The sequence below is a fragment of the Balneola sp. EhC07 genome, assembly GCF_001650905.1.
In the GTDB taxonomy this organism is placed as follows: Bacteria; Bacteroidota; Rhodothermia; order Balneolales; family Balneolaceae; genus Balneola.
In genome coordinates, this window is sequence record NZ_LXYG01000018.1 from 69,347 (window position 1) to 92,541 (window position 23,195).

General features: G+C 37.2%; 18 protein-coding genes. 10 read left to right on the forward strand and 8 right to left on the reverse strand.

Annotation, left to right across the window (positions count from 1 at the left end):
* Positions 1-13 precede the first annotated feature (13 nt).
* The 8 genes from A8B79_RS12145 to thrS form a co-directional block, all read right to left on the reverse strand.
* Positions 14-310, reverse strand: a complete 297-nt coding sequence (locus tag A8B79_RS12145; RefSeq protein WP_066223133.1) for a cell division protein ZapA — start codon at positions 308-310, stop codon at positions 14-16.
* Positions 307-561, reverse strand: a complete 255-nt coding sequence (locus A8B79_RS12150; protein WP_066223135.1) for a hypothetical protein — start codon at positions 559-561, stop codon at positions 307-309. The genes A8B79_RS12145 and A8B79_RS12150 overlap by 4 nt, the downstream gene beginning before the upstream one ends.
* Positions 562-571: 10 nt before the next feature.
* Positions 572-2,974 (reverse strand): phenylalanine--tRNA ligase subunit beta, encoded by a 2,403-nt coding sequence (pheT, locus tag A8B79_RS12155; RefSeq protein ID WP_066223137.1) that lies wholly within the window; start codon positions 2,972-2,974, stop codon positions 572-574.
* A 20-nt stretch (positions 2,975-2,994) separates the two neighbouring features.
* Positions 2,995-4,002, reverse strand: a complete 1,008-nt coding sequence (gene pheS / locus A8B79_RS12160; protein ID WP_066223139.1) for a phenylalanine--tRNA ligase subunit alpha — start codon at positions 4,000-4,002, stop codon at positions 2,995-2,997.
* A 94-nt stretch (positions 4,003-4,096) separates the two neighbouring features.
* Complete coding sequence (gene rplT / locus A8B79_RS12165; protein ID WP_066223140.1) at positions 4,097-4,444, reverse strand: 50S ribosomal protein L20; 348 nt, start codon at positions 4,442-4,444, stop codon at positions 4,097-4,099.
* Between the two features lie 19 nt (positions 4,445-4,463).
* Positions 4,464-4,664, reverse strand: coding sequence for a 50S ribosomal protein L35 (gene rpmI / locus A8B79_RS12170; protein ID WP_066223142.1), 201 nt, complete (start codon positions 4,662-4,664; stop codon positions 4,464-4,466).
* An 81-nt stretch (positions 4,665-4,745) separates the two neighbouring features.
* On the reverse strand, positions 4,746-5,285 hold the full coding sequence (gene infC / locus A8B79_RS12175; protein ID WP_082894170.1) for a translation initiation factor IF-3: 540 nt from the start codon (positions 5,283-5,285) through the stop codon (positions 4,746-4,748).
* A 14-nt stretch (positions 5,286-5,299) separates the two neighbouring features.
* Positions 5,300-7,243: a threonine--tRNA ligase gene (gene thrS, locus A8B79_RS12180; RefSeq protein WP_066223147.1), complete on the reverse strand. Its 1,944-nt coding sequence runs from the start codon at positions 7,241-7,243 to the stop codon at positions 5,300-5,302.
* A 158-nt stretch (positions 7,244-7,401) separates the two neighbouring features.
* Here thrS and A8B79_RS12185 point away from each other — a divergent pair, with 158 nt between their 5' ends.
* The 10 genes from A8B79_RS12185 (at position 7,402) to A8B79_RS12225 (ending at position 23,195) form a co-directional block, all read left to right on the forward strand.
* Complete coding sequence (locus A8B79_RS12185) at positions 7,402-9,483, forward strand: PAS domain-containing sensor histidine kinase (RefSeq protein ID WP_066223151.1); 2,082 nt, start codon at positions 7,402-7,404, stop codon at positions 9,481-9,483.
* 207 nt (positions 9,484-9,690) lie between these two features.
* On the forward strand, positions 9,691-12,516 hold the full coding sequence (locus A8B79_RS12190) for a TonB-dependent receptor (RefSeq protein ID WP_161485169.1): 2,826 nt from the start codon (positions 9,691-9,693) through the stop codon (positions 12,514-12,516).
* 55 nt (positions 12,517-12,571) lie between these two features.
* The gene (locus A8B79_RS12195) at positions 12,572-14,128 is read left to right on the forward strand and encodes a T9SS type A sorting domain-containing protein (protein WP_082894171.1); all 1,557 of its coding nucleotides are present in this window, start codon (positions 12,572-12,574) and stop codon (positions 14,126-14,128) included.
* A gap of 68 nt (positions 14,129-14,196) precedes the next feature.
* Complete coding sequence (locus A8B79_RS12200; protein ID WP_066223156.1) at positions 14,197-16,734, forward strand: hypothetical protein; 2,538 nt, start codon at positions 14,197-14,199, stop codon at positions 16,732-16,734.
* A 1-nt stretch (position 16,735) separates the two neighbouring features.
* On the forward strand, positions 16,736-17,989 hold the full coding sequence (locus tag A8B79_RS12205; protein ID WP_066223158.1) for an NRAMP family divalent metal transporter: 1,254 nt from the start codon (positions 16,736-16,738) through the stop codon (positions 17,987-17,989).
* A 23-nt stretch (positions 17,990-18,012) separates the two neighbouring features.
* The gene (gene uidA / locus A8B79_RS12210) at positions 18,013-19,866 is read left to right on the forward strand and encodes a beta-glucuronidase (RefSeq protein WP_066223160.1); all 1,854 of its coding nucleotides are present in this window, start codon (positions 18,013-18,015) and stop codon (positions 19,864-19,866) included.
* A 13-nt stretch (positions 19,867-19,879) separates the two neighbouring features.
* Positions 19,880-20,677, forward strand: a complete 798-nt coding sequence (locus A8B79_RS12215; protein WP_066223162.1) for a glutamine amidotransferase — start codon at positions 19,880-19,882, stop codon at positions 20,675-20,677.
* Complete coding sequence (locus A8B79_RS12220; RefSeq protein ID WP_066223164.1) at positions 20,674-22,167, forward strand: sodium:solute symporter family protein; 1,494 nt, start codon at positions 20,674-20,676, stop codon at positions 22,165-22,167. Before A8B79_RS12215 ends, A8B79_RS12220 begins: the two co-directional genes overlap by 4 nt.
* The gene (locus tag A8B79_RS16180) at positions 22,160-22,303 is read left to right on the forward strand and encodes a hypothetical protein (protein WP_161485170.1); all 144 of its coding nucleotides are present in this window, start codon (positions 22,160-22,162) and stop codon (positions 22,301-22,303) included. The genes A8B79_RS12220 and A8B79_RS16180 overlap by 8 nt, the downstream gene beginning before the upstream one ends.
* Positions 22,296-23,195, forward strand: a complete 900-nt coding sequence (locus A8B79_RS12225; RefSeq protein WP_082894172.1) for a sugar phosphate isomerase/epimerase family protein — start codon at positions 22,296-22,298, stop codon at positions 23,193-23,195. The genes A8B79_RS16180 and A8B79_RS12225 overlap by 8 nt, the downstream gene beginning before the upstream one ends.

Below are 23,195 nucleotides of genomic sequence, written 5' to 3' on the forward strand. Positions count from 1 at the left end.
TATTTTTCCTTTTTTATTCTTCTTTGATCTGAAGGAGAAGCTTTTCTAAGCTTTTATTAACTCTCTCCATGGTATGGTGTTCGTTCTTTTCTAATTCGGAAGAGTTGTTTCTGGCTTCAAAAAGTTCTTCTGCAATACTAAGAGCTGCAAGTGACATCACCGTAGATTCCGGTTGTTTTACAAGCTGTTCGCGATAGGTTTTGAATCGTTCGTCTACATAATTGCAGATCCTGATCATGTTTTCTTCTTCGCTGTCCTCAACTTTCAGCGGATATTGCTTTCCGAGAATAGTGACTTTTATTGATTTCATGATTCAGAACCCAAATGATTATCAATTTTTTGGACAAGTCCCTGAATGTGCTGACGCATTGCCAATCTTTCAGACTCATTTATAGCAGAGAAAATATCTGTTTGTTTGTCTCTTGCTTCAGTCAATTTTGTTTGAAGCTTGGAATTGTCTCGCTTCAGTTCTTTAATTTCATTCTTTAATTCTGAAATCTCTTCATTGATTTCACCCAGAAGTTCACGAAATCGTTCAGTCTGTTTTGCAACCTTATTCATTGCTTATAACCTAAGATCTAAGTTTAGCAGAGAATTGCTTCTCCAGTGATTTAACCACGCGCTGAATAATAGGTTCTACTTCTTTGATATTCAAGGTTTTGTTGGGATCAATGAAATTTAGTCTGAAGGCAATACTTTTATTTCCTTCTCCAATTGATTCGCCTTCAAAAACATCAAATATATCAATGTTTTTTAATGTGTTACCTGCATTAGACTTTATGGAGTTCATAAGATCTCCTGTAGAAACTTCCTGTTCCACGATCACTGCAAAGTCGAATTCGAAGGCAGGGAATTTGGGAATTGGTGTGAACGATTTAGCTTTGTGCTTGGCAAGAGCTTCGGAAATTTTATCCAGACTGAATTCAGCAACATAAGTTTGGTGCTCAATATCATACACATCCAGTAAAGTCTGAGCAACAGTGGAGACCTTTCCAAGTTCTATTTTTTTGAAGCTATAGGTAAGCGAGTTCTCATCGATTGCTTTGATCTTGATACTTCCTGCCAAACCTAACTTTGTGAAGAACGCATTAACTTCGGATTTAAGATCAAATATGGAAAATGGCGTAGCTTTTCCTGTCCAGTGTTCTGAGTTTTTCAATCCTGAAAGACCAAACAATAAATGGGTTTGCTCATTGATGCCATCATGATATGTAGCATCTTCGCTTTGTACAAACACATTACCAACTTCAAAAAACCGAATAGTTTCTGCTTTCCTGTTAAAGTTATAAGAAGCAGACTTCAGAAATCCATGCATCAAAGAAGGACGCATCGTACTCATATCCTTATTCAATGGATTTAATGTCTCGATCATTTGCTCTTCAGAAACAAAATTGAGCGCTTCTTTTTGGGAGATGAGGGAGTTGCTGTAAATTTCTTTAAATCCTAACTGAACGCCAACGTCTCTGGTTTTGGAAAGTAAAAGCTCCCAGTCAGTTAAAGGTTCAGTGGATACAAAGATCCCCTGATTCTTTGACCCGATCTTGTTGTAATCAAATAATCTTCCAACTTCTTCAATCAGATCAACTTCACGTTCCAGGTCGGGACGGAAAGTTGGTATTTCAAAAGTAATGGTATCTTCATCTTTTGAAACTACATCAAGTTCAAGACCATTTACGATTTGGATGATCTCTTCAACAGACAGATCAGTACCTAACAATCTGTTCACATAGCTTTTTCTTAAAGTAAGTTGATGCGTTTCCGTTTTTACAAGGTGAATATCCGTGATACCGGCTTCTGCTTCACCGCCACAAACTTCAATGATAAGATCTGCAGTTCTTTGAGCAGCAATGGCTTGTAAATTTGGATCAATTCCTCTCTCAAATCTATAAGAAGCATCGGTTTGCAGAGTTTGTTGCTTAGATGTCTTTCGGATACTACCCGGATCGAAATAAGCGCTTTCGATCAAAATGTTTGTGGTAGAATCACTTACTTCGGAATGCAACCCGCCCATAACTCCGGCAATTGCCACAGGACCATTACCATCACAAATAAACAGTGTTCCCGGTTCACATTTTCTTTTAATGTGATCAAGAGTTTCAAACTCAATTTCTTTATCGAATTCTTTAACGATGATCTTTCCGTCATTCAGATTATCGAAATCAAAAGCGTGGAGCGGTTGTCCAAGTTCGTACATCACGTAATTAGTGATATCTACCACATTATTAACGGGGCGAAGTCCTATCGCTGTTAATTTATCCTGCAACCATTTTGGTGAATCCTCAATCGTTACATTTTTGACAAGCTTGCCGACGTATCTGTGGCATTTATCACTTTCAACTTCAATGGAATAATCTGCATGAGCTGAAGATTCAGGAACTTTAACAGCAGGTTTAACCAACTCAAGATCTAAAGCTGCAGCAATATCACGGGCTACTCCAAGATGACAAGTTGCATCCGGTCTGTTAGGAGTAATGGCAATTTCAATGATCGTATCTTGATACAGATCGAAGATGTCACTTATAGGAGTTCCTGTTTCCAGTGATGGATCTAAAACCATAATTCCATCGTGATCCGTACCGAGTCCAAGCTCGTCTTCAGCGCAAATCATTCCGTGAGATTCTTCGCCACGGAGTTTTGCTTTTCTAAGAGTTAAAAAGCTTCCATCATCCAGTTTGATAGGTAGGGTAGAGCCAACAGTTGCTACAGGCACTTTTTGCCCTTCAGCTACATTGTCTGCTCCGCAAACGATCTGAACTTTCTCGTCTCCAAGGTCAACGGTACAAACCTTTAATCTGTCTGCATTAGGATGTGCTTTTGTTTCAAGAACTTCACCAACGATCACGCCTTCCAGTGTACTACCAAACTCTTCAATTTCTTCGACCTCTAAACCGATCAAAGTAAGTTTATCAGCGAGTTCTTCAGGACTCAGATCCAGATCAATAAATTCTTGTAGCCAGTTATATGAAATTTTCATTTATAACGTATTGAGATCTTTTAATTAAACTGTTCTAAAAAGCGAATATCATTCTCGTAGAATGAGCGAATGTCGTCAATTCCATGCTTTAAAATAGCGATTCGTTCAACACCCATTCCCCATGCAAATCCGGTATATTTTTCAGGATCGACTCCTGCCGCTTTAAATACATTGGGATCAACCATTCCGGAGCCTAAAATTTCCAACCACTTTCCTTTTTCTTTTGATCCCCACCAGATATCCATTTCTAAACTTGGTTCTGTGAAAGGGAAGAAGCCCGGACGTAATCTGTATTTCACATCATTACCGTACATCAATTTAGCAAAAGTGATCAATGTATCTTTCAGATCAGCTACGCTTACATTCTCATCAACATAAAGAGCTTCAACCTGATGGAACAGGAAATAAGACTTAGGGCTTACAGCTTCGTTTCGGTACACTCTTCCGGGCATGATAGCACGAATTGGTGGCTTTTGTTTTTCCATCAATCTGATCTGTACGGGAGAAGTATGAGTTCTCAAAACAAGATCGTCTACTTTCGGATCATCGCTCTTTCTTACAAAAAAAGTATCCTGTTCATCTCTTGCAGGATGATTAGGAGGGAAGTTCAGAGCGGTGAAGTTATGGAAATCATCTTCGATCTCAGGTCCATGAGAGATCGCAAAACCTAATCGGTAAAAGATACTCTTCATCTCTTCCAGTGTTTGGGTAAGAGGATGCAAAGAACCAACAGGAGAGAGAGGAGCTGTTAAAGTAATATCGTCTATAGCTGATCTTTCTGCAGTGGCTGAAGAAGCAAATGAGGATTGTAGCTCATCGAAACGATCCTGAGCCAAATTCTTGAGATCATTCATGGACTTTCCAAAGGCAGCTTTATCTTCCTTAGCTACCTGACCAATCATTTTAAACATAGATTGTATCTTACCATTCTTGGAAAGGAACTCGAGGCGGAAATTTTCAAGCTCATCGGAGTTTGAAACCGGGAAAGATTCTATTTCTTTTTTTAATGCTTCTACTTTATCGAGCATGTTTTTTGATTTAACTAAGTAATCTGTGGTTAAAATAAAAAAACCGGTAAACCTAATTGAACAGATTTACCGGCTTTAAATAGCAAGATAGCAATTAAGCTGTAGCTTCCTTCACAATGGCAGCAAACGTATCGGCGTCGTGAACCGCTAAATCTGCAAGTACCTTACGGTTGATCTGCATATCCTTTTCTTTCATCGCGTGGATGAGCTTAGAATAAGAGATTCCGTTGATTCTTGCAGCAGCATTGATTCGAACGATCCATAATCTACGGAATGTACGTTTACGATTTTTGCGATCACGGTATTGGTACTGAAGACCTTTTTCAACCGCATTTTTCGCAATCGTATATACATTCTTTCGTTTGCCCCAGTAACCTTTCGCTTGAGATATAATCTTTCTGCGACGGCGACGGGAAGCCACTAAATTTGATGAACGTGGCATTTTTGTCTAGATTTTAGGATTAAAATTTATAAGGGATAAGCTCTTTTACTTTTGGAGCATCTGCATCTGTAACGATAGTAGATTCGCCGAGCTTTCTCTTGGTTTTACTGCTTTTCTTAGTAAGAATGTGGCGCTTAAAAGCTTTCTTACGTTTAATTTTACCGGAACCGGTAACCTTAAATCGCTTTTTAGCTCCACTGTTACTTTTCATTTTTGGCATTGTGTGTATACCTGCTTTGTGAAAATTATAAAGACTTCAAAGATAGGTAGAAATCATCGTGTAATCAACGATTATAACAGTTTATTTTGGAGTGATCATCATTATCATTCGACGACCTTCCATATTCGGTTTTGTCTCAATCTTTGCGATGTCTTCAAGGCTTTTAGCGAGCTGTAAAAGAAGCAATTCACCCTTTTCTGTATAAAGCATATCACGCCCACGAAACTGAACGGTAGCTTTTACTTTGTCGCCGCTCTCTAAAAATTCTCTGGCATGACGAGTTTTAAACTCAAGGTCATGATCGTCTGTGTTTGGTCTGAAGCGAAGCTCTTTAACATTTACAGTATGCTGCTTTTTCTTAGCTTCTTTTTCTTTCTTCTTTTTTTCATACATGTACTTGCCGTAGTCAATGATCTTACAAACGGGTGGGTTTGCATCAGGTGCAATCTCAACCAGATCCAGGTTGTATTGTTCGGCAATCTGTAACGCTCGTTCAGATGTAGTAATTTCATGTCCGCCATCAGGTTTAATTACCCGGACTTGTGCGGCTCTTACGTCTTCATTGATTCTGGTTTTGTCAGCAGGTTCTGGTCTGCCAAATGATCTTCTTGCGATATTTATCCTCTTATGTTTTGTTAATCTTCAGGTAATGATTTTTTTTCAATCTCATTTTCAACAGTTGAAAGAAAATCAGAAAATTTGAAAGTTCCAATATCTCCTTTGCGATGTCTACGAACAGAAACCGTGCCAGCTTCTTGTTCTTTGGCTCCAACGATCAGCATATACGGCACTTTGTCAGTTTCCGCATCTCTGATCTTGCCACCAATTTGTTCGCTTCGCTCGTCAAGTGTTACCCGAACTCCAATCTTCTTAAATGCATCAACGCATTTTTTAGCATAATCATTCTGATCATCTGATATCGGAAGTACACGAACTTGTTCCGGAGAAAGCCAAAGCGGGAAGTTTCCGGCAAAATGCTCGATCAATATACTGGTGAATCTTTCCATGGAACCGAAAGGTGCTCTGTGAATAATAACCGGTCGGTGTTTTTCATTATCTGATCCTACATAAGTAAGATCAAAACGTTCCGGCATTACATAATCGACCTGAACAGTTCCCAACTGCCATTTTCTACCGATGGCATCCCGAATTATAAAATCAATCTTAGGTCCATAAAAACTAGCTTCGCCCGGAGCAATAGTATAGTCCAGATTCATTTCGTCAGCTACTTCCTTGATCTCTTTTTGAGCGCGTTCCCATAATTCAATATCTCCACCGTATTTTTCCTCATTGTCATCACGGAAGGAGAGGCGAATATCAACAGGCATTCCAAATGTGTCAAATACAAAGTTTGTCAGGTCAATTGTGTGCTTGATCTCCTGTTTCAACTGTTCCTGCATACAATAAATATGAGCATCATCCTGTGTAAAACCACGTACTCTTGAAAGTCCGCTTAATTCACCGGATTGTTCATAACGATAAACAGTTCCGAATTCTGCCAAACGTAATGGCAGATCACGATAACTTCTCATATCATTAGAATAGATCCTGTGGTGATGAGGGCAATTCATAGGTTTCAGCATGTATTCTTCATCATCAACCTGAATCGGATCGTATTGTGAGTCGGAATAGTAGGGGTAGTGTCCGGAAGTTTTGTACAACTCAATATTTCCAATATGAGGAGTGATCACTTCTTGATAGCCGCGTTCGAATTGTTCGTCTCTCAGGAAAGACTCTAATGTTCTTCTGAGTCTTGTTCCTTTAGGTAACCAAATAGGAAGGCCACTGCCCACCATTTTGTCGATCATGTAAATACCTAGTTCTTTACCAAGCTTTCTATGATCTCTTTTTTTGGCTTCTTCCACCATCTCAAGGTGTTCTGTAAGCATTTTCTGCTTAGGGAAAGAGATGCCGTAAATACGTGTGAGTTGTTTACTGTTATTATCTCCACGCCAATATGCACCTGCTAAACTTGTAAGCTTGATCGCCTTAACAATTCCTGTGTTTGGTACATGAGGTCCACGGCAAAGATCTGTAAAATTGCCTTGAGTATAGAATGTGATCGACCCGTCTTCTAAACCTTCGATCAGATCAACTTTATACTCATTTCCATTATCTTTATAGAAAGAAAGGGCATCTGCTTTGGAAATATCTTTTCGCTCAAAGTTGTTTTTATTTCGGGCTACTTCAAGAAATTTCTGTTCGATTTTTCCGAGATCTTCCTGAGAAATATTTTTTTCACCGAAATCGATATCATAGTAAAAACCAGTTTCGATAGGAGGGCCTATACCAAATTTTGCTTCCGGATAAAGTTCCTGAACAGCTTCTGCTAAAATATGAGCAGATGAGTGCCAGAATGTATATTTGCCATCTTCGCTATCCCAGGTATTGATCGCTATTGTGGCGTCTTCATTTATTGGCCGATCCAGATCAATGATGTCCCCGTTAACAGTGATACTTAGTGCAACTCTTGCTAATCCTGATGAAATTGATTCCGCAACCTCAAGCCCTGTAGTTCCCTTTTTATATTCTCGTTCGGAGCCGTCGGGTAAGGTGATAGTAATATTTTGTTCTGACATTAATTAGTTAATTGAAAAAAGCTTTTTTATGATGCCCAAAGATATGAATAATAATTTTTGGTACATACTTAATTTAAGATTATTAAAGTTTTGTTGGATAAATTAAAGTTTAAACTGCATATTCTCGCTGCAAAATAGAAGGACATTCTGGGACAAATATGACATTTTTCGATTCGCAACTAATGTTTGTGTGCGATCAACTTAATTTGAAGATATTGGATGCTAATGAGGCTGTTATATCCAAACTTCAATACTCTAAAAAGGAACTAATAGGCAAATCGCTGTCTACTTTAGGGAAGAATATTGATTTGAGTCAGGAAGAATTTGTTGATCTGGGATTACCCTTTATCGAAACCTGGAAGATCTTTTCGAAATCAAAAGATGAATTTTTCGTTCAGTTTTCATCACATCTTATAAATTATAAGGGCATTCCTTCCAAAGTTGTAATTGCTCATGATGTAACAAACGTCTTTAAGAAGAAAGCATCCTCAAAAAAAGCAGTTTCACTGCCTATTGGGTTTCAGGATTTTCCATTAGCAGAGATAGAGTGGGATTTGAATCATAAAATATTGAGATGGTCGAAAAGGGCGGAGTTACTTTTCGGGTATTCTCATTCTGATGTAAATAAAAATCCTTTTTTGATCGAAGATCTGATAAAAGAATCTGATTTCAATAAGATCACACAAGCCAATAGAGACGCACTTGAAGAACTAAGCCCTACAAAGATACTAACTCTTAGAACCGAGACTAAAAGTGGTGAATACATAGAATGTGAATGGTATAATTCCTATTTATTTGATAACAAAGGACACATCACTTCTATCTATTCTGTGATTAAAGATATTACAGAAGAAACGCTTGCAAGGGAAAAATCAAGACAGTTGATGACCAGTTTTATGGATCTGTATAATTCAATTACAGATGCGATCTATTTATTAAATCCACTGGGAGTGATCGTAGATGTTAATGCCGGTTTAACAAAAACCTTTGGATATGAAAAAGAAGAGGTAATCGGGCAACAAATAAAATTTCTGTCCGCATCAGGCAAATACGATGATGACTTGATAACCGATTATTTAAAAAGAGCCAAAGACGGGGAATCAATAAGCTATGAAGGATGGGGTGAGAAGAAGAATGGCGAAGTTTTTCCTACTGAAGTATTGATGAATTCCGGTTCTTATTTGGATGAAGATGTTATAATTGTAGTGGAAAGGGACGTTTCAGAAAGATTGCTTTCTCATCAGGAATTGAAACATCGAGAAAGCATGTTTAGTAATCTTTTCCATTCAAGTCCGATAGGAATTGCTCAATTAGACCGACATCAGGAAATTGAAAGTGTAAATCAAAGCTTTGAGGAAATTTTCGGGTACACACAAAAGGAAGTAAAGGGTTTGGAGCTTGATAAGTTAATTGTACCTGAAGATGAATATCAGGATGCTCTTGAACTTTCCACAAGTGAAATTGCCAAAGTGTATAGCGGGAAAAGAAGAACAAAATCCGGCAATATAATTGACGTTATTGTTTGTGCTGTCCCTGTAATTGTAGATGGAAGAATTATTTCAATGTATGGTATCTACGTTGATATAACTGAACGCAAAAGAGCAGAGGAAAAGCTGAAATCTAATTTAAGGGAAAAAGAAGTATTACTTGCTGAGATCCATCACAGGGTTAAGAATAATCTTGCCGTAATTACAGGGTTGTTAGAGTTACAGGCTTTAAATTCAGAAAACGAAGACGCACATAAAGTGCTTAAAGATAGTCAAATGAGAGTGAACTCTATTGCTTTGGTTCACGAACTGTTATATCAAAGCGATGATTTTTCACAGGTAGACATTCCCAATTATCTGAAAGATCTAACAAGAGTGATCTCAAATTCATTAGAAAGAAGAGCCATACCTGTAAATATCGAATTTGATCTGGATCAGATTGAGCTGGAAATTACACAAGCTATTCCTTGCGGATTAATTTTAAATGAAATACTTACAAATAGTTACAAGCATGCTTTTGCAGGGCGGAAGAAAGGTGAAATTTTTATTTCTTTTAAGAATTTTGAAGATAAAATAGTTTACAAGGTAAGAGATAATGGGGTTGGTTTGCCTGAAGAGAATGAAGAAGACAAGCAATCGCTTGGTATGACATTAGTCAAAACTCTGGGAAGACAATTAAATGCTGAAACGAATATCTATTCTGATAATGGGGCTTCATTTGAATTTAGGTTTGAAAAAAAAGGAAATCTTTAGGTATTAATGTTGTTTCAAGCTCTTGAAATTCAGGTTTTCTCCAGTTAAACATGTTTTTACACGTCAAAAGCTAAAAAAAATGAAAACAAATATTGCATATATAAAGTATACCTAGCATATTAAGCATGTCATATGGAAGCGCTTTTGTTTTCCATACTTTGGATAATTTAAGATCTAATTAAGGATTGAATGGCTGGGATAAAATTTTTGATTAATAGTAATAGTAGGATAAAAGCTCTTTTAGTTTTTATATGCTGCTTTCTTTTTCCCTCTCAAATAAGTTTAGCTCAGAATACAGGTGGTTTGTATGGGACTATTAAAGACTCAACAAGCAGTGAGGTAATATTCGGGGCAAATATTTTTATTCTAGATCTTTTAAAAGGAACGGCTACTGGAGAGAATGGAAGCTACGAAATAAATAATATTCCTACCGGGAGATATCAAATTCGGTTATCTTACATCGGTTATATTCAAAAAGTTATTACCGTTGAGATAGAGCCGAATACAAGAAAAGAATTAAACATAAAACTTCAACCGGAAATTTATGAGGGTGAAGAAATAACCGTTCTTGCTCAAGCTGCTGGTCAAGTTGCAGCAATAAAGCAACAAATCGAATCTAATACTATTGTCAATGTTGTTTCTAAGGAAAGGCTTGGTGAACTGCCGGATCAAAATGCGGCAGAGTCTGTAGCAAGATTGCCAGGGGTTTCTGTTCAGCGTGATGCCGGCGAAGCTTCTAAAGTAGTAGTAAGAGGACTGTCGCCAAGGTTTAATTCTATAACTGTGAACGGGATAAAATTACCGGGCTCAGGTGATGACAGATCTGTAGACTTAAGTTTGGTACCTTCTGAGGTTCTCGGTGGGATCGAAGTTTTTAAGGCATTAACACCGGATAAGGATGGTGATGCAGTTGGTGGGACAGTTAACTTATTAGTAAGAAAAGCACCGAATGATTTTAGAGGTTCTGTTAGTGCTGAGACAGGGTACAACGATTTAAGAAACGAATTCGGGCAATATAAATTTAGTCTAAATCTTAGTGACCGTTTTTTAGATGATAAACTTGGAGTTTTGGTATCCGGAAATATCCAACGTACGAATAGATCTTCTGAATTATTCGATAATAACTTACTGGTAAACCAAGCAGATTCCTCGCTAAGAACCGAAAACCTTAATTTAGCTGATACACGTGAAACGAGAGATAAGTATGGATTCAGTGCCAGTTTAGACTATAAATTGGACGAAAATAACGAAATCTTTTTTTCATCCTTGCTTGGCAGAACTGATAGAGATGAACAGAGATATAGAAAAAGATATAGAGTTGGTAATACCAGGACAGAGTATGACTTACAGGATAGAAACCGTTTTGAATCCGTTTATTCAAACTCACTAAGTGGACGGCATAATTGGGATTTTATTGAAGTTGATTGGCAATCATCTTACTCAAATAGTTTAAGCAAAACCCCTTATTCTAATTATTCAAGATTTATAGAAATAGGTGCCTTCAGAAATGGACTTGACGATACGAATGCTGATAGTATAGTAGCTGCTGCCAATAATGATCTAGATGAAACCTATTTCCAATATGGTACTTTCAATACTTCAAGAAGAACTGAGGGAGATTTCACTGCGGCACTGAATACTCAAATAAATTTTAATATCACCAATAATATTGATGGTTATTTAAAATTTGGTGGCAAGTATAGAGATAAAAACAAGTTTGTAGATCAAAATGAAAACAGAACAGATTTTGAGGTTGTAAGTCAAATTGGTCAAGATAACCCTGATGACTTTGAGCTATACAATAGCACTCATATTGCTATTAGTAATTTTATCAATTCGAATTACAACACTCCGTCAATAAGTGGAAGATATCAGATTAGCCCGGGATTAGATGCAAATGCATTGGGGGACTTTTATGATCGTTTCTCAAATTATTATGAGAGAAACAGAGTTACAGACCTTCGGGATTATGAAGCAGGTGAAAGTATAACTGCTTTTTATGGAATGATGGAGTTCAATTTTGGACAGAGAGTTACTCTTTTGCCGGGGCTCAGGTACGAATACACTGAAAATTATTATGACGGAAAATTTGGGAATCTAAATGGAAATCTGGGGCAAGGCGGTGTGATCTCAGATACAACAGGGGGGCAAAGTTATGGCGAGCTACTTCCTCAAGTGCATTTAAAAGTAAATATTCTTGAAGGTGTTGATCTAAGGTTAGCTTATACGGAAAGTATTTCCAGACCAAACTACGATAACTTAGTTCCATTTCAGAATGTGAATGATCCTGAACAAACTCTAAGCAGAGGTAACCCTGATCTGAAACACACTAGCGCAGTAAATTATGATGTGTTCCTTTCTTTTTATAAAAATAGTATAGGCTACTTATCTGTGGGGTTGTTTTATAAAGAACTTGAAAATATAGATTATATAAGGACAACTAGATTACAAGAAGGAGAATTCTCAGGTTACGAATTAACCTCTCCTGTAAACGCTGAAGGTACATCAACGGTAAAAGGTATTGAGATAGATTTTCAAACTGATTTCAGGTTTCTACCAAAGCCGTTAAACGGGTTAATTTTATCTACAAATATAGCTTTTATCAAATCTGAAACTTTCTTTCCTGTATTCAAAATTGGACCAAGAAGCCCGGACCCACCATTCAGACCTACAATAATCGATACAGTAAGGTCTGGGAAATTACCGGGACAGCCTGATGTAACAGCATCGTTCACTTTAGGATATGAAATAGGTCTATTCTCAGCCAGAGCATCATTAGCGTATCAACAAGATATTTTGAATGAGATCGCCTCTACATCTTTAGGGGACGGACTTTCTGAAGGTTTTAGTTTTTGGGATTTTAGGTTAAACCAATCTTTTAAGAGTGCTCCAAATTTGACCTTTTTCTTTAACGTAAACAACATCTTAAGTGAAAACGAACAAGATTTTATTGGTTCTGGTGATATATCAAAGAAATCGAGGGATTTTAGTTACGGACTCACTGCAAGCACAGGTATAAAAGTAAAATTTTAACAACAATCATTAGTTCATTTACTAGTGATTAAATATCAATAACAAAGGAGTAAACATGAAATCTATGATAGATACTACAACAGTATTGAGAAAGGTGGTTATGTACGTTTGCACTATGTTTTTATTAGTATTTGTTACTAATATTAATGTATTTGCTCAACGTACCGTCACTGTTGAACAGGGAGTGGGAACACTTAATGAAGCGATAACTAGTGATACTACAGCTACAGGAGCGAGGGTTGATTCGAACACCGTTTATGTACTATCCAGTGGAGGTACTTATTTATTGGATGGAAGTATTGAGCACAGAGGATACCACTTAACCATTGTAGCTGAAGATGGTGCTACAGAGCGTCCTAAATTAATACCTGCCGTTGATGATGGAGGAGCATCTGACAGACCGTTCAGACCTAGAGGGGATTTAACTTTGAAAGGGCTTTACATTACTAATGAAGACGAACTTGGAGGAATTAATACAAGGATTATTAGAATTAGTGAAAACGAAGTGACTATCAGTATAGATGATTGTCATTTGGATAAAGATGGACAAGCCGGATTCAGAGTTGATGGTGATAATGTTAATATTTTTCTAACAAATTCGATCTTAAGCAATATTGGTTCTACAAGTAGTCCAGATAATGGACGTGGAGTAGATGATAGAGGTAATCCAATCGATACATTATGGTTCGAAAATAATACTTTCTATAATCTTACAAGTCAGGTACTGCGAGATGGCGGAGGTACTATATCTTATGCTTACATAAATCAAAATACAGCAGTAAATATTGGAAAGAATACTGCTTTTGAATTTGGACCAACCGTTAATGGTGTTTTTACAAACAACATGGTTTATAATGCTTCTTTCTTTGGTAATAACACAAATGGTGATGAGCAAATTACAGTCATTGGTTTAGATTCATTAACTACAGAGGAAACATCAGAATTTGGTGCTCAATCGTTCTTGCTAAATAATAATAACTTTTATACTTCAACTGATGTCGTTGACGCATATCCTGATTCTGTAGAAGCCGCAGATACATACAATGCTACAGCTCTTGCTTACGTAACAGAACAAGGTAGTGCTTCAACAAATCTCAACGAAGAAATTACATTTACGACAGGTACTGCAAGTCCTGCAAATGTAGTTACGCAGTTTTGGAGCAATGCTGAAACACCTGATGAATTTCCAACAAGTGGCGAACCATTCGACTTTGGATATGTAAGTACTGCAGCCTCATTTACCGGTGGTGACGATGGTCAGCAAATAGGATCATTAATATGGCATGGTGGAATTACGATCAGTAACGAAGAAGATCTTATTAAAGACACTCCGAATTCGTTTGTTCTTAAAGGGAATTATCCGAATCCGTTTAACCCAACAACCAATATATCTTTTGATCTGGAATCACCATCCACTGTATCCATAGAGGTCTTTAGTATTATTGGGCAAAAAGTGATGACAATTCCTGCTCAAAGAATGAGTGCTGGTGCTAATCAAAGTATAATGCTTGATGCATCAGGACTTTCTTCCGGAATGTATATTTACAGAGTGAAGGCAGTTACAGCCAACAATACCTTTGTAAATACATCCAGAATGACACTCATTAAATAAACTATAGGCTATCTATTATTTGATATGGGAAAGCTTGTGATAAAGCTTTCCTCTTTTAATCTGATTAAATGAAACTATTCAATTTTCTATTACTAGGAATCTTCTTATTAAGCTGCTCGAAACCGGTACAAAGTCCTATTGAGTTTGGATCTCAACCGTACTTTTTTGATGTTGGTGGAAGTGATTCCAATTTAAAACATTCCACAATTCTTATTACACCGGAGTTTGGGTACAGCTCTGAAAAGGGATATGGTTTTAAAGAGTCAGATCTTTCAAAATTCTATCACAAAGCTACTGAAAAGTCACGAGACGAGTTTTTAATTGATGGAGTAGTTGGAAATAAACTTACATTTAAAGCAGATATACCTGAGGGGAAATGGTGGTTAACGATCTGGTTCGAACCAGGTATGGAAGATTCTATAACAACTCAGCTTTACATCAATGATGTTAAAAATGAATTAAACCTACAGCCTTTTTCTTCTTCCGCTGAACCAAGAGAAACCATCCAAAAGATGTATCGTGTTATCCAGCGTAACATTGAAGTCAAAAATGATTTTTCTTTTACGCTTAAAGGTGTGGAAGATAAAGTACGACTTCTTGGTTTTTCACTTATCCCTGCTAAAGAAGAACCTTCCAACAATGCTCAGGAAGATGCTTTTGATGAAATTCAAAACATAGGAGATTTTAGGAATACCAAAAAAGTAGATGGTTTACTTTCAATACTTGAAGATCTAAAATCTAACCCTGACAATCTAAATTTCTCTTCATATTGGATTCAGCAACTTAGTATTCTTAAAGAAGCGGAAAAATATTTTTACTATCGCGGTTGGAGTTGGGCTACAGATAAAACAGGGATGGGTTTATTTGATCATATTCCACAATCGATAGTGCTTTATGATGCATTACTGAGTTTTGATGAAGCAAAAAAACAACCACTATACAGTAAAGCTCTTTGGTACAGAGCAAGACTTTTATACTGGTTGTGGTTAGAGGGAGCAGGACCAAAAGAAGAGTTGGCAGGGAAAAGAGATCTTGCTGAAATGTTTGATCTGTTTCCTGACAATGAAATCGTGCAAATGTATAACCGTGTGAAGCTTGATCAAGCTGATGAGTTTGATACGGTGCCAAACAGATCAGCAACTCCGGAATGGGCTTCAGTTCAATGGGAACTTACTAATCGATTAAAAGATATTGTAGACTGGTGGGTTTACGAACAACAGGATGACAATGGGGAATTCGGTGGTAAATTTGGTGATGATGTAGAAATTTTGAGATGGTGGTCTCCTCTGATTCTTTCCGGAGATGAAACTACTTATTTAGGTTGGAAACGATTAGCAGATGGTGTCTGGAATAGTTCAAAGGTGAAAAATGGATATGCAAAGAATCCAAGTGATGTAGAACATTCTTCAGAATTTATTTCAGATACAGCACCTTTAATGGTTTTCTATACTGATGATGAAGAGTATACAAATCGATTAAAGTATTCTTCAGATTACTTCCAAAATCTATGGACTGGATTTAATGATAATGGTGACAGGTTTTTTAAATCGGCATGGTTTAGTTCATCAGAAATTGAAACTGAAAGCCCCAAGAACAGAGATGTTTCCTACAACGCCAGAGCAACTAAAGCAGTCCGCTATTATAATTGGAAGAAAAAAGACGAAGATACCAGAAAGGCTCTTATAGAATGGGCTGATGCATGGGTTGATATTTCAAAAAGCACTGAAAAGTCTAAACCATTTGGCATAATTCCTCCTTCAGTTGAGTTTCCAACTGGAAAAATTAATGGGGATGAACCAACTTGGTATATAGCTAACATGTACTGGGATTATTTCAATTGGAGTGGAAGCACGGCAATTCTAGATCAACTTTTGTATACATGGACTTTTACAGCAGATGATAAATATCTGGAGCCAATATTGCTCCATCTCGAGTTAGTTAAAAAATTCAAAGGGGATTTAAATTCAAAGAAAAATCCTTTTCAAAAAGGCTCTGAGGGTTGGGCAGCTTATATCATTGGGAATTCTTCTTCTTTTTGGAATGTAGTTGAAAACTGGCGCTTACTTACTTCAAATTCATCCTACGATACTCTGTTAACAGAACATGGTTCTGATTTTATTAAATACAGAATAACGGGACAAGAGCAATACTTGATTAATGCAATGCAACCGTACCTTGAAACGGTAAGATATAATAAACCAATGTTGACTAGTGAGGTAATCCATACGGATCGGGTGTTTATTAAGGAGCCAAGAGTTAGAGAGGCAGGCATTCTTCAAGGTATGATAACAGGGTATGGAGCTAATGAAAGTGCATCTCCTTACATAGCTGTTAGCTGGGAGAAATCTAGCCGAGATTTAACCTTTCTGGTGACTGATAGTGATTCAACAAAACTGGATGTGGATTTATATTCATTTTCTGATCAAGAAGTTGAAACTACTATGAGAATTTGGCAACTCAAGCAGGGAAAGTACACGCTCGAGACTTTAATTGATGGTAAAAAGGAATCAGAGATAATAGAAGTTTTTCAACCTGGGGAAAGAGTTGAACTTAAAGTGCCATCTCATGAATTAATGACAATTAAATTAACTCCATTAAGCAAATAATATGGCAAACTCCGATTCAATTGGTCTATTTAAAAAATTTCAGCTTTTTATTATTTCGATAGGTCCCGGATTATTTATCATTGGATATAATATTGGAACCGGGAGCGTTACTTCAATGGCTTCAACAGGTGCTGAATATGGAATGGCACTTACAATCCCTTTGATAATATCGTGCATCTGTACATATATACTTATTGTTGTTTTTGGTAAATACACCATAGTAACCGGTGATACTGTTATCCATAGTTATAAGAAACACTTCGGAAAAGCAGTTGGACTTTTTGTTTTAATAGCATTGATTTTTACAGAAGCAGTGGGAAGTGTTGGTGTTATGGCGATCGTTACTCAGGTTACCCAAGAATGGACACGACCACTTACAGCTTCCGGAAATGGCATTGATCCGATTTATTCTACTATTGGATTTGGGGCTTTACTTTACACATTACTTTGGAACGGTAAACAAAAGTTTTTTGAAAAGGTGTTGGCAATCTTTGTTGGAATAATGGGGCTAAGTTTTATTGTTACAATGTTTATGGTAATACCTGATCCTTCTCAGGTACTAACCGGAATTGTCTCGGGAATGCCAAATGAGTCTGGGGCTTTTTTGCTCGTGGCAAGTATGGTTGGTACGACGATGGGCGCTGTTATTTATGTTGTAAGATCTGTCCTTATAAAAGGTAAAGGCTGGAATCTGGAGCATTTGAAATATGAAAAAAGAGATGCGAAAGTTTCTGCTATTATAATGTTTGTATTGAGTATTTCAGTAATGGCGGCAGCAGCAGGTACGATGTATCAGGAAGGTATTAAAGTTGATAACGCGATAGACATGGTAAAACTTCTTGAACCTTTTGCAGGTCGATTTGCGATTTCGATTTTTGTAGGTGGAATATTAGCCGCAGGTTTGTCATCTCTATTCCCTCATATAATGCTGGCACCCATGTTGTTAGCCGATTATAAAGGCGAAAACCCGGATTTTACATCCACTACAAACCGATTAATATCACTAGGAATTATACTGTTAAGTTTTCTGGTGCCCATCTTAGGTGGAAGACCTGTATTCATTATGATTATTTCTCAGGTATTTATTGCTGTTATCACACCTGTAGTTATTCTATTGATGCTAATTCTTATGAATAGGGAAGAGTTGGTAGGCAAACACAAGTTATCTAAAATGAAGAATATCCTTGTTTCCTTAATACTGATTTTTTCATTGGTAATGGCTGTGTTTGGCATCATTGGAATATTTGGAATCTAAATAGAAAATTTTAAGAAATACGAATGTTATACCCCCAACAAAATAATTATAGAACAGTATTTGATTTATCAGGTTTCTGGAAAATAAAAGCAGATCCACAAAACTTAGGGCATGACGAAAAATGGTACTCTTCAAATCTTGAAGGTGATACGCATACGATTGCAATTCCGGGATCCTGGAATGAGCAATTGGAGGAACAGGGGCTTAAGAATTATGTTGGAAAAGCTTGGCATGAAACTACTTTTAGAATTCCACAGGCTATTCAAAAAGATCACAAAATTTGGCTGAGAATTGGTGCTGCTGATCATAAAGCTGAAGTATGGCTAAATGGTGAAAATGTTGGCAGTCATTTTGGTGGATATATGCCTTTTGGGGTAGATTTGACTGAATCTTTAAATAAATCCGGTGAAGTTAATCATCTTGTAGTTTGTGTTGATAGCTCACTAAGTATGCATTCATTGCCTCAAGGAGTAGATCCGGAGTCAGATTTATATAACACAAAAAATTATGACAGAAGGCATTTATTCCCTGCAACAAGGTTTGACTTTTTCCCTTACGGAGGCTTAACACGATCAGTAAATATTATAGCAGTACAAGAAAATCATATAACAGACATTGATGTTAATGCTAGTTTAGATGGTTCTATTGAAGTACAAGTTTCTGCTACCTCTGATTCTTTGAAAAAACAAATAAGAATTTTAGATGAAGAAGGAAGAGAGGTTGGAAAAAGTGAAAGCTCATCCTCTGAAAATTTTGAACTCAAAATTGACAAAGTAAATCCATGGTCTCCTTCGTCTCCATATTTATATACTGCTCAGGTGTCATTATTAAACGGTGATACAATTGTAGATCAATATGAGGAAGAGTTCGGAATTCGTGAGATTCATATAAAAGGCGGTAAAATTTATCTCAATAATGAAGAATTATTCTTAAGCGGTTTCGGTAAACACGAAGAATACCCAATAATAGGTAGGGGACAGTTCCGTCCCGGATATATTCGTGATCATGAGCTGATGCGTTGGATCGGAGCAAATTCGTATAGAACCAGCCACTATCCTTACGATGAAGAAATGATGAGATTAGGCGATCGCTTAGGGTTCTTAATAATTGATGAAGTTCCTGCTGTAAGTTTAGGGTTTTGGTCTAACGATTTTGAAGATCTCAATCCACTTTTAGTGAATCATAAAAAAGCTATTAAAGAGCTCATTGATAGAGACAAAAACCATCCAAGTGTCATTTCCTGGTCGATCACAAATGAGCCAAATCTATGGGCAGAAGAGTTTTATCAAAATGAAGCAAGCGAAAAATACTTCCGGGAAATCTATGATTTTACGAAATCACTAGATAGCACCAGACCGGTTATGTCCATCTCTATGGCTGCATTTAAAGAAGATGATGTAGTAAATGATTCGTGCGATATAATTGGTATGAATCGATACTATGGTTGGTACACTAAACCTGTTGATCTAGACCAAGCTGCTACTGATTTGGGAAGAGAATTAGAAGCTACATTTAAAAAACATGGCAAGCCGATAATGATCACAGAATTTGGCGCTGATACTGTAGAGGGGCTACATGCTACAACTGCTCAAATGTTTACTGAAGAATTTCAAACAGCATTTATCTTTAAATATCTCGAAGTGATGGAAAAATACGATTTTGTATTTGGAGCACATGTATGGAATTTTGCGGATTTCTTAACTCCTCAACATTTCCGCCGAGTTGTCCTCAACAAAAAGGGAGTGTTTACCCGAGACAGGTTACCAAAAAGTGTAGCCTTTAAACTCAGAGAACATTGGAATAAATTCGAAAAAATTCATCCAACACATCGTCCGGAATCTCCTAAAGAGGGATTTTTAGTTAAGGATATTCATTAATAGTTAGAAATAAATGAGCACAGAAAGATTAAAAATTTGGCACGTTGGTAATTGGTGTATTCATATAGGTCAAACGTATGTGGAATCTCCGTTTGAAGCTCCCAGCAAGGACGTAGAAGTGTTGAACTATGCAAAGCCACTAATTGATGCCCTAAGAAAAATTCCAACTTCAGAAGTGATCACACAACCTTCTTGGGAAATGTATCGCATGTCGCCAAACGAGTTTGAGGAAAAATTGGAATGGGCTGATATCATTATATTCGCTGATGTTGAAACAAAGTGCTTAATGCTCCATCCTGATTTTTTTAATCGGGCTAAATGGAACAACGAATATATCACATTTCCAGACCGCTTTGATCTACTCAAAAATTGGGTTGAAGAAGGAGGCCATTTTCATATGAACGGTGGGTGGTTGAGTTTTTCGGGAGAATTAGGGAAAGGAGGTTGGGGCAGATCCCGATTCAAAAATGTTCTGCCTGTAGATTGTTTACAACATGATGACCTGATAGAATCTACATCGAGCTATAAAGTACGCTGTAATGATCATGAGCATAAATCTATGAAGGGCATAAACTGGGAAAGTGTGCCGCCTATCCTGGGGTTTAATGAAACAAGCATCAAAGAATCAGCCAAGGCCATTGTTGAAATAGAACATATGGGCAGATGGTATCCACTTTTAGCAGAGCATAAATTCGGCAACGGAAGAGTAACTTGTTGGATGACAGGGGCTAGTCCGCATTGGGGAATAAATTTTATGAAGTGGGATTTTTACCAACAATTTTGGCATCAACTATTTAAGCCGGAACTATGAATTTTTCTCCTGTTGATTGGATTATAATGATCGTGTATCTCAGTATCACGGTTTATATTGGCATTTGGGTTAAGAGATATGTTCAAAACCTAAGTGGTTATATCGTAGCTGGCAGAAAGATAAAAGCTTCTTTAGGGATCGCTACATTTACAGCAACTGAGTTAGGAACAGTTACATTCGTTTATTTTGGTGAGTTAGGCTATGTGACAGGATTTTCTTGTTTTATAATCGGGATACTAGCACTCATAGCATATACAACCGTTGGAAGAACCGGGTTTATTATTGAAAAACTGCGCGAATATGGAATGATGACCATTCCTCAGTTTTATGAACTCAGATACAATAAAAATGTACGTGTCGTAGGCGGGCTCATTTTGTTTATTGGCGGTGTGCTGAATATGGGAATATTCCTGAAGTTTGATGGAATATTTCTTTCTGAAGTGATGGGATTCGGACCTCAGGCTCTTGGGTTTATCATGACCTTTATGCTGATCATCGTGATGAGCTATACCATTTTAGGAGGAATGTTTTCAGTTGTAATTACTGATTTTATGCAATATGTAGTGCTTTCCTTCGCAATGCTTGCAACTACAATCATTGTATTATTAAAAGTAGATATTGGTTTGATATCTACTGCAGTTACTTCAGGATTCGGAGAATCCGGTATAAATCCGATTGTGAATCCACGATTTGGTTGGAGTTTCATCATCTGGATATTAATAACAAATATAGCCGCCGCTGCACTTTGGCAACCAGGTACTTCTAAAGCATTGTCATCAGAAAGCCCGGAAGTAGCAAAAAAAGTATTCTGGGTTACAGGTCTTACTTTTGCCGGAAGAGCAATGATACCAATGTTTTGGGGGGTTGCCGCTTTCGCATATTTTGGTGCCGGAGAAAATTCAACGGCAGCTATGCCAATGTTATTAGGCGAGCTACTACCGGTTGGCCTTTTAGGATTGCTGGTAGCAGGATTACTCGCAGCTTCCATGTCAACTTATAGTTCCTATGTTTTAGCATGGAGTTCTGTTCTAACATTAGATGTTATTTCTGTTTTTAAGAAAGGCGGCTATTCTGAAAAAACTACCATTAGAATAACTCAGATCATTTCAGGTTTGATAGGCTTTTTTCTACTCATTTTTGGTTTATGGTACCAAATTCCTGAAACAGCATTTCAATACATATTCATAACCGGAACCATGTATACAGCCGGGGCGCTTGGAACAGTTACAGCCGGACTGTACTGGAAAAAAGCCAATAATATTGGTGCAATGTGTGCTTTGATTTTGGGAGCTGTAGTTCCGGCAGGTTTTCTGATCCTGGAAAATTATTCTGAACTTCTTCCGGGTTGGATGTCATTTGTAACGGATGTAAACGTTGCAGGATTTCTGAGTTTTATCCTGGCAGCACTTGGAATGATCGTAGGCTCTTTATTAACTCAAAGGTCTAACCCGGCAGTTATCATAAATCAAGAGGAGGCAAGATATGACTGATGGAATATTAATATGGATGATCTTATTCGGAATTTTTGCATTTATTTTTTTCAGCATTGCAGCTGTTGTTGCAGTAAAAGGAGTATCAGATATCAAAGAAATTATGAATGATCCGGAGCTGAATAATCATGATTGATCCCAGAATAACTTGTTGCTATTTATATACTATAAGTAAATATGGTTACCCGCCTGCTGCTGAGGATACTCTGAAATATCTGGATGAGTATAAAAGTTTGGGTTTTCAATCGGTGGAGTTAGAGGGAATCAGAAAAGATCATCTGGAAAAAGTATATAAGATTCGTAATCAGATTGCAGTTCGAATAAAGGAACTTAAGCTGGAAGTCCCATATTTCTGCATTGTTTTGCCGGGATTATCTTCAGCAGATGCGAATGAGCGTAAAGAAAATCTTGAGCTATTTAGAAAAGGATGTGAAATAGCCCACTTACTCGGATCAAAAGGAGTGCTCGATAATGCTCCGCTGCCTCCATACCAGTTTCCGGATGATATACCTGTTGTACGGCATTATCACGAGGATGTAATTCTATCAGCTAAATTTCCGAAGGATCTAAACTGGAAAAATTATTGGGATCAAATGGTTGAGACATACCGTGAAGCTTGTGACATAGCTTCAGAATACAATTTAACGTATCAAATGCATCCTGCACTTGGTGTTCTATCTGCTACTACAGACGCTTTTTTATATTTTCATGATGCGGTTGGAAGGGATAATCTTCGATTTAATTTTGATACAGCCAATCAGTATTTCTTGAAAGATAATCTGCAACTGTCTCTTCGAAGACTGGCAGATTATATCGACTACATCCATATTTCTGATAACGGTGGAAATAGAGTAGAACATTTAGCTATTGGTGATGGAGTTATCAGATGGGAGGATTTCTTTGAGACTCTGGATCTGATAAACTTTAAAGGTCATTTTGGCATTGATATCGGAGGTTCAGAATCTGTAGTTGAAGATCTGGATGCAGCTTATAAAAACGCTGCAAAATTTTTAGAAAATAAAATCTAG

What these genes read in the sequence shown, in the direction of transcription:
- A8B79_RS12145 (WP_066223133.1), bottom strand. Translation starts at nt 310, where the DNA reads ATGAAATCAATAAAAGTCACTATTCTCGGAAAGCAATATCCGCTGAAA.
- A8B79_RS12150 (WP_066223135.1), bottom strand. Translation starts at nt 561, where the DNA reads ATGAATAAGGTTGCAAAACAGACTGAACGATTTCGTGAACTTCTGGGT.
- pheT (WP_066223137.1), bottom strand. Translation starts at nt 2,974, where the DNA reads ATGAAAATTTCATATAACTGGCTACAAGAATTTATTGATCTGGATCTG.
- pheS (WP_066223139.1), bottom strand. Translation starts at nt 4,002, where the DNA reads ATGCTCGATAAAGTAGAAGCATTAAAAAAAGAAATAGAATCTTTCCCG.
- rplT (WP_066223140.1), bottom strand. Translation starts at nt 4,444, where the DNA reads ATGCCACGTTCATCAAATTTAGTGGCTTCCCGTCGCCGTCGCAGAAAG.
- rpmI (WP_066223142.1), bottom strand. Translation starts at nt 4,664, where the DNA reads ATGCCAAAAATGAAAAGTAACAGTGGAGCTAAAAAGCGATTTAAGGTT.
- thrS (WP_066223147.1), bottom strand. Translation starts at nt 7,243, where the DNA reads ATGTCAGAACAAAATATTACTATCACCTTACCCGACGGCTCCGAACGA.
- A8B79_RS12185 (WP_066223151.1), top strand. Translation starts at nt 7,402, where the DNA reads ATGACATTTTTCGATTCGCAACTAATGTTTGTGTGCGATCAACTTAAT.
- A8B79_RS12195 (WP_082894171.1), top strand. Translation starts at nt 12,572, where the DNA reads ATGAAATCTATGATAGATACTACAACAGTATTGAGAAAGGTGGTTATG.
- A8B79_RS12200 (WP_066223156.1), top strand. Translation starts at nt 14,197, where the DNA reads ATGAAACTATTCAATTTTCTATTACTAGGAATCTTCTTATTAAGCTGC.
- A8B79_RS12205 (WP_066223158.1), top strand. Translation starts at nt 16,736, where the DNA reads ATGGCAAACTCCGATTCAATTGGTCTATTTAAAAAATTTCAGCTTTTT.
- uidA (WP_066223160.1), top strand. Translation starts at nt 18,013, where the DNA reads ATGTTATACCCCCAACAAAATAATTATAGAACAGTATTTGATTTATCA.
- A8B79_RS12215 (WP_066223162.1), top strand. Translation starts at nt 19,880, where the DNA reads ATGAGCACAGAAAGATTAAAAATTTGGCACGTTGGTAATTGGTGTATT.
- A8B79_RS12220 (WP_066223164.1), top strand. Translation starts at nt 20,674, where the DNA reads ATGAATTTTTCTCCTGTTGATTGGATTATAATGATCGTGTATCTCAGT.
- A8B79_RS16180 (WP_161485170.1), top strand. Translation starts at nt 22,160, where the DNA reads ATGACTGATGGAATATTAATATGGATGATCTTATTCGGAATTTTTGCA.
- A8B79_RS12225 (WP_082894172.1), top strand. Translation starts at nt 22,296, where the DNA reads ATGATTGATCCCAGAATAACTTGTTGCTATTTATATACTATAAGTAAA.